Source organism: Novosphingobium sp. BL-S-33, from assembly GCF_056857025.1.
Genome location: NZ_CM166475.1, coordinates 874,584 through 881,553, shown reverse-complemented (window position 1 = coordinate 881,553; position 6,970 = coordinate 874,584). Strand labels below are relative to the sequence as shown.

Here is a 6,970-nt window from a genome sequence, read left to right as displayed (position 1 = left end):
TCCACACATTCCCACGATTTCGGCCGGGTCTTCGCAGACCCGGCCAACAGAACTGCGCTAACAGGAGAATTGCCTTGAAGACCAAGCTCATGGCCGGCGCGTCGGCGCTGACCCTCGTGATACTCGCGCCCGGCGTCGCCCAGGCAGTGCCTTCCGGTGCTTGCGGCGTCCCCGCTACTTCTGCCGATCCCAATGTCGTCTCGTGCATCAGCGACAGCAACAATTTCCCCAACGGCGTCAGCTACGATCAGACGACCTATGGCACGACCGCTAACCTGAAGATCGATATCTACGGCACCGCCGTCATCAATGCGACCGGAACCCCGACCGCGGTCACCATCAGCGGGTCCGCGAACCACGATGCCCTGATCGGCGCGCGCAGCGGATCGAAGATCACGGGCACCCAGACTGGGCTTGAGGCAACGACGTCGGGCACCGGCAATGCCGTGATCGAGAACCACGGTACGGTCAATTCCGGCGGCACGGGCGCGTTCGCAGGCGCACTGGGCGCTGGTTCGGCGACGATCACCAATGCCAGCGATGGTACAGTCACGGTGACGCAGCCATCGAGCGGCGGCGTCAACGGGGGCGTGGGCCTTGGGATCACCGGCACCAACGGCAGCATCGTCAATCAGGGCACGGTCACCGTCAATTCGGGCGGATCCGGCCAATTCTTCGGTCTTGGTGCCAGCGGTGTTGGCGGCGGTACGCTGACGGCCACCAACTCCAACCTGGTAAAAGTCACCACCGACGGCGCGGACGCCGTGGGCATCGGCACTGTACCCAGCGCGGGTAACTTCGTGCTGGCCAACAACGCGACGCTCACTGTGTCGTCGAACACCGGCAGCGCCGCGGGCCTTGCGGTCAGCGGCAACGGATCGACCGGAACCAGCGCGCTGACGAACACAGGCGCGCTTTCCGTCACTTCCACCCGCGGCAGTGCAATCGGCATGTCGGTCGATCAGGCTACCGACGTGACCATGGCCGCCACCCGCACCAGCGCCGCCAGCACCTTCACGGTCTCCGGCGCCGATGCGACTGGCTTTGCGGTTACCAATGCCACCGGCGCGGTCAGCGTGACCGGTTCGGGCCAGTATGTCGGCGTGACCGGCACTAACTCGGCGACCGGCGTTTCGGTTTCCGGCGGGACCACGCAGACCGTGGCCTTCGCGCCTGCCACTGTCGGCGGCACGGCCTACATCGGTGATCTGGACGTGCGCGCGATCGGCGGTGCCAGCGGCGTAGTCCTGAACGGCGCGACCGACGCGGTTTCGGTGGGCTTCACCGGTGCCAATCTGACGGTCACCAGCACCGGCGCGGGAGCCAGGGGTATCGATGTGACCGGCGGCAGCTCGGTCGATATTTCGGTCATTCCGGGCAGCGGCAACGGCGCTTCGCTGACGGTTTCGGCGGCGGGCGGCGACGCCAGCGGGATCTCCACTTCCGGCGCGACCGGCGCGCAGAGCGTGACTCTCGGCGATCTGTTCAACGTGACCAACACCGCAGGCTCGGCCGTCGGTATCTCGCTGGAAGACGGCACCGATCAGACCGTGTCGCTTGCCAGCGGTGCAACGGTTACGGGTTCGGACGGGGCCAAAGGAGTTGCCCTTGCCGGCGGCACCGGCGCCGCGTCGGTGACCAGTTCGGGTGCGCTCACCGTCGAGGGCGGAACGGGTGACGCCTATGGCGTTGCCATCGTGGACGGCGCCAGCCAGCAGGTTCATCTTGCCGGCGCGCTTGATGTGACCGGCGCCGGCTTAGTCTATGGCGTTTACTCTACCGACAGCACTGGCGTAGTAGCGATCACGGCGGCTGACACGGTCAATGTTACCAGCAGCGATGGCGAAGCGGTTGGCGCTCTCGTTTATGGCGGAACCGACGTTGCGGTCAGCTTCGCCAAGGGGCTGAACATCCAGGGCAGCACGGGCGCCGCAGGTGCGGGCGTCTACGGCAGCGGCGCTCTCTCGATTGCTTCGACGCAGGACGTTTCCGTCAATGCGGGCGACGGAAGCGCATTTGCATTCGGCACATATATGATCGGGGGCACGTCGCAGGCGGCGACTGTCGACGGTAACCTCGTCGTCGCGGGTGGCGCTGGCGGTTATGGGTCGTTCCAGATCGGTGCTACCGGTCCGGTTTCGCTGGCGATTGCCGGAGATTTCACCGGCGCCAACTTGTTCGAAGGCCTTGTCCAGCAGGGCGGCACGACCCAGTCGATCGATCTGGGCGGCACCTTCTCGCTCACCTCGACGAGCGGCGATATCTATGGCGCCGATCTTAGGGATTCGACGGAAAGCGCCAGCCTGACGGTTGGCGGCGCCTTCGACGTCTCGGCAGCGGCCGGTTCGGCGATCGGCGTCAACCTTTCCGGCAATGACGGATCGGTGTCGCTGGCTCAGGGTATGACGGTTTCGGCGGCGGGTGCGTCGGCCTTGGGTCTGACCGCTTCCCTTAACGGTGGCGCGAACGTCACGCTGGGCGGTGCGCTGTCCGTTACCAACGATGCGTCCTCTCTCGGCGGCACGGCAACCGGTCTTTCGATCGGGAGCCTGGGGGCTCAGACCGTTTCGCTTGCCGGGCCGGTCACGGTTTCGGCGGACGGCACGGCCAGCGGCATCGGTCTCTACGGAGACACCGGTGCAATCTCGCTGACCACGGCAGGTCTGGTCTCGGTACAGAGCGCCAGCGGCGTCGCGCAGGGTGTTACCGTCGATGGCGGCAGCGACCAGACGGTCACGCTGACGGGCGGCCTCGATGTCAGCGCGGCCGGTGATGTCGGCGGGGTGGAACTGGCGGACGGCACGGGTACGGCCGCGCTGCATCTTCCGGCTTCGCTTTCCGTCACCAGCACGAGCGGCGCGGCCACCGGCATTTTTGCGCACGCGGGCAATAACCTCGTCGTCGATGGTGCCGGCGCGATCACCGTCACGGGTGCGACGGGCGCCCATGGCGTGCAGACCACCGACTTCACGGGAACCCAGAACCTTGTGCTGGGCGATGTGTCGGCAACGACGCAAACGGGTGAGGTGTTCGGCGTTGACCTTGCAGGCAGCGGCGCAATCGCGCTGGCTGACACCGGCGGCGTGGTCGTCGCATCGGGCAGCGGCACCGGTGCGGGCGTTTCGCTTGTCGGGACCGGTGCGGACGGTGCGCTCACAGCCTCGCTGGCCGATGTGCAGGCGAGCGGCGACGGCGTGCAGGGCGTGATCTTGTCGCAGACCGGCAGCGGTGCCACCGGCGCGATCACTGCCACGCTCGCCTCGGTATCGACGACCGGCGCCGACGCCAGCGGTGTGACCGTGCGCGGCGCCGATGCCGGTACGGTTTCGCTCACGCTGGGCGGATCGGTGACCTCGGCGCTGCTGCGCACAGCGGCCGTCGACCATTCGGGCGGCGTTTCGACGCTGGGCGACAATGCCAATGGCGTGAACTTCATCTTCGGTGACGGTGCAGGCTCGCTCACCAACCTGGGTTCGGTCACCACTGCGGGTGCGAATTCGGACGGTATTGCCGCCACGGCGACCGGCACCGGTTCGATCTCCATCAACAGCTGGAACGTCGCGACCAGCGGCGCCGGTTCCGACGGCATTTCGGTCCAGACCGGCAGCGGCGCGCAGACACTGACGGTCCAGACCGTGGCGGTTACCGGTGCAGGCGCACGCGGCATTGTCGCCACGTCGGACAGCGGTGCCATCACGCTGGCGAGCACCGGCGTTTCGGCTGCAAGCGGGGATGCCGTCAGCCTGAATTCGGCCACCGGGAACGTCTCGGCGACGTTGGTTGGCGGCGGCAACACCGTCTCGAAGACGGGCGCGGGCCTTGCCATCACCACCGGCGGCGGTGCTGCAGTGACGCAGGGCGCCGCGGCAACGCTCCACGGCGCGACGTATGGTCTCGTCTCGGATGCGGCAGGCGGCCAGACGGTCGCTCTGTCTGGCACGGTTGGCGCGGACAGCAACCACGCCGTCGCGCTTTCGGGCGGTGCGGCAGCGCTGACCAATAACGGCACGATCAACGGTTACATGACCTTCGATACGGCCTCGACCACGCTGACCAACGCCGGGACGTGGAACGCGCAGGGCGGCAACAGCACGTTTGCGGGCAATGCCACGGTGATCAACAGCGGCATGCTGAACATCAACGCGGCAGCGACCGCGGCGGCCACGATGAAGCTGACCGGCGTCACCACTTTCCGCAACTCGGGCACGATCAGCCTCGTCAACGGCCACACCGGAGACGTGCTCGATCTCGGCAATGCGGCCTTCGTGGGCAGCGGCAATTCGCGTGTCGTGCTGGAAGCGAACCTTGGCGCCAGCGCCGTGGGCAGCAATCCGGCACAGTCGGCCGACCAGCTCAATGTCGGCGCGGCGTCCGGCACAACGACCATCATCATCACCGATCTCAGCGGCAGCACGGCAGCCAAGTTCAACTTCGACGGCATCCGTCTGGTGAACGCAGCGTCGGCGACTGCCGGTGCTTTCGTTCTCGATGGTGGCGCGGTCAACAAGGGCTTCGTCGATTATCAGCTGGTCACCGATGCGACGGGCAATGTCGATCTGGTCGGTGTGCCCAGCACGCAGGCCTTCGAACTGGTGCGCACCGGCGCCGAAGTGCGCCACTACTGGCGCCGTTCGGGCGATGCATGGTCCGATCAGATGCGCGGTATCGCTCCGAAGGAAGGCACCTCGCTCTGGGGCCAGGTCCTTGGCGGCAGCGAGACCAACCGCTCGCGCCCGCTCTATTCGGAAACCGTGCTGGGCACCCCCACGACGTTTGCGCCCAATCTCGATGTGCGCGACACGTGGTGGGGCGGTCAGTTCGGCTTCGACTGGGGCCATGGCAGCGACCAGAGCGGCGACTGGGGCGTCGGCATGACTGCGGGCTACGTCTCGCAGGAAGGCAAGGTCAAGTCGACCGGCGACCAGATCAAGCTCAACGGCGGCAACGTGGGCCTTTACGCTCGTTATCGCAGTGCGGGCGGCTTCTTCGCCCACGGTCTGGCGAAGCTCGATCGCTATTCGCTGAAGTACGATATGGACAACGGCGCCAGCGCGCCCAAGACCAACGGTACGAGCTACGGCGTCGAGATCGAGGCGGGCTACCACATCCGCACCGGCATGTTGTTCCTCGAACCTTCGGCCAGTGCATCGTGGACCAATGCGGACCTTGACGGCTTTGCCGCGACGCAGGGCGGCGTCGGTGCGAAGTTCAACCATGTCCAGAGCTTCTACGGCCGAGTGGGCCTGCGCGCGGGCGTGGAGACCCACTCGGGCAATTGGGCGATCCAGCCCTATGTCGGCGCGAACTGGGAAGGCGAAATGAACGGCCGCCCCGGTGCCACGCTGTCTTCGGGCGGAGAGGACCTCTACTTCCGCGACGATGCCGAAGGCGGCCGCGCGCGCTGGGAAGTGGGTGTGCAGGGCGCTTCGGACGGTCTGTCCGCCTTCGCCAAGGTGGAAGGCGTTACCGGTTCGGGCAGCAGCGGTGTTGCTGGCCGTGCAGGCGTTGCCTTCCGCTTCTGACGGCAGCGAAAGTCCAAACAAGAGGGGCGGCGCACTTCGGTGCGTCGCCCCTTTTTCATTTCTTAGATCATTTCCCCGGTGCTTGGGATCGCAAATAGGCGATCAGATCCGCGCGGGTGAGTGGGTCTTCCACGCCCGCGAATTGCATCGACGTGCCCGGCACCATTTTCATCGGGTTGGCGATCCATACATTGAGCGTGCGCTCATCCCATGTGCCGCCGTAAGACGAGAGGGCCGCCGTGTAGCCATAGCGGGGGCTGTTGCTGGCGATGGGCTTGCCGAAGACGCCGTAAAGGTTGGGACCGCCCCGATCGGAAGCACCTTCGATGATGCTGTGGCAGGCGGCGCATTGCCGGAATTTCCGGGCGCCGACATCGGCATCCGCCACTTTCATCAGGGCATCGAGCGACGGATGGGGGCCCGCTGCCCGCAAGCGCTCTTCGCGACGATCGTCGCCGCAGCCGCCGAGCCCCAGAGCAAGTAGGACGATCGATGCCAGCCGAATGAGGGGGCACTGAATCACGTCGCGGTCGCCCGACCACCGGGATCCATCACATCACCTTCACTCACGATAGCCTCCGTGCCGATCCATACAAAATCCGTTACGGCTATTTGCATGGATATTGAATCCATGCAAATAGCGTTATATATGGCAATAAGACTCAAGCAAATCGATTAAGGCTCCGCCCGATGCTGGATCAAGACGCCACTCCCAAAAGCAAAGGCCAATGGATCTTCCGTTGCGGCCTGAAAGGGCTCTGCCCCCGATGCGGCAAGGGGCCCATGTTCCGTAAATGGCTCAAGCTTCAGGATACGTGCCCGACATGCGGCCTGAACTACAATTTCGCCGCTCCGGACGATGGCCCGGCTTTCTTCTCGCTGTGCATCGTGGCCTTTCCGCTCACCTTTTTCGCGGTCTGGTTGCAGGTCGTCTATGAGCCGCCGTTCTGGGTGCATTTGCTGACATCGTTCCCCTTGCTCGGGATCGGCTGCGTGGTTCCCCTGCAATATATCAAGGGGTGGCTGGTCGCTTCCCAATATGTAAACAAGGCGCAGGAAGCGGGCACCGAGAAGCTTTGGGCGGATCTTCATGCCCGCGCCGAGCGCAAGGGCGATTGATATGGGCATGCAAACGTTACCCCGTCGGCTCGATCTCGCATCGCGACTGGTTTTGGATCTCTACGAGGCGATCAACCGCCCCGATCTTGCCGGGATGATCCGCGACGGGAGGGCGGATGATTTTCCCGAAATCGAAGTTGTGGCCGCGCTATTGGCAGATCAGGCGGCAAGAATGGCCCGTTATGAGGCCGCCTTGGTTCAATATGCGGATCCCGGCTTCTGGGATGAAGCAACTCCAGGCGGTGCGCTGGCCAACCACGATGGTGGCGAGATGGCGAGAAACGTTCTTGCCGGGCGCCCGCCGTTCTTTCATCGGGACTGACAAGGCA

4 protein-coding genes are annotated in these 6,970 nt (G+C 65.1%); 3 read left to right on the top strand and 1 reads right to left on the bottom strand.

The features are described 5' to 3' along the window. The first annotated feature begins 74 nt into the window (after nt 1-74). Nucleotides 75-5,522: an autotransporter outer membrane beta-barrel domain-containing protein gene (locus AC1VVM_RS20580; RefSeq protein WP_482957281.1), complete on the top strand. Its 5,448-nt coding sequence runs from the start codon at nt 75-77 to the stop codon at nt 5,520-5,522. A gap of 67 nt (nt 5,523-5,589) precedes the next feature. On the opposite strand, the gene AC1VVM_RS20575 is transcribed toward AC1VVM_RS20580, so the two are convergent. Beyond that, nucleotides 5,590-6,045, bottom strand: coding sequence for a c-type cytochrome (locus AC1VVM_RS20575; protein ID WP_482957280.1), 456 nt, complete (start codon nt 6,043-6,045; stop codon nt 5,590-5,592). Nucleotides 6,046-6,212: 167 nt separating this feature from the next. On the opposite strand from AC1VVM_RS20575, the gene AC1VVM_RS20570 reads away from it, so the two are divergent. Both AC1VVM_RS20570 and AC1VVM_RS20565 read left to right on the top strand, forming a co-directional pair. Further along, nucleotides 6,213-6,641 (top strand): DUF983 domain-containing protein, encoded by a 429-nt coding sequence (locus AC1VVM_RS20570; protein ID WP_482957279.1) that lies wholly within the window; start codon nt 6,213-6,215, stop codon nt 6,639-6,641. A 1-nt stretch (nt 6,642) separates the two neighbouring features. Further along, nucleotides 6,643-6,963, top strand: coding sequence for a hypothetical protein (locus tag AC1VVM_RS20565; protein WP_482957278.1), 321 nt, complete (start codon nt 6,643-6,645; stop codon nt 6,961-6,963). Nucleotides 6,964-6,970: the final 7 nt, after the last annotated feature.

Coding starts and splice junctions, on each gene's coding strand:
- AC1VVM_RS20570 (WP_482957279.1), top strand. CDS start 6,213: ATGCTGGATCAAGACGCCACTCCCAAAAGCAAAGGCCAATGGATCTTC.
- AC1VVM_RS20565 (WP_482957278.1), top strand. CDS start 6,643: ATGGGCATGCAAACGTTACCCCGTCGGCTCGATCTCGCATCGCGACTG.